General features: G+C 69.9%; 1 protein-coding gene. It reads right to left on the minus strand.

What is annotated here, in order from left to right; all coding sequences use genetic code 11:
• The coding region (locus GT030_RS32725; RefSeq protein WP_161204171.1) for a LysR family transcriptional regulator at positions 1–275 on the minus strand (275 nt) is incomplete at its 3' end.
• Positions 276–535: the final 260 nt, after the last annotated feature.

Below are 535 nucleotides of genomic sequence, written 5' to 3' on the forward strand. Positions count from 1 at the left end.
GAGGCGCGGGCGGCGGCCGCGCGGGACTCGGAGACGAGGGCGTCGAGCTCCCCGACCAGCGGCCGCGCCCGGCTCAGCACCAGCCGGCCCAGCGGGGTGGCGCGGCATCCGGTGTGGCCGCGAGTGAAGAGGGGGCCGCCCAGCGCCTTCTCGATCCGGCGCAGCTGGGTGCTCAACGAGGGCTGCGCCAGGCCGAGTTCACGCGCCGCCTGATGCAGGCTGCCCGCATCGGCGATGGCGCACAGAACCCGGAAGTGCCTCACCTCTAGCTCCATGACGGGAGCCTAGGGCGGGTTTGCATGCGCACGCCAGACGCATAAATCGCCGCGCACCGCCACGAGTTGCCGGGGATAGCCCGGTGCTATCGCAACTTGCCATTAGCCGGAGCCTGTTGATCTATCCAAGACTCGGTAGCAGCCGGCCGTTCACCCCCACTCGAACGACGGGCCACCCCCACACGCACCGAAAAGAGGAGCACCCCCACATGCCGTCCTCCCGCATGCCCGCGAAGAGCACCAGAATGATCGTCGCCCTC

The sequence above is a fragment of the Streptomyces sp. SID1328 genome (assembly GCF_009865595.1).
Lineage (GTDB): Bacteria > Actinomycetota > Actinomycetes > Streptomycetales > Streptomycetaceae > Streptomyces > Streptomyces griseoluteus.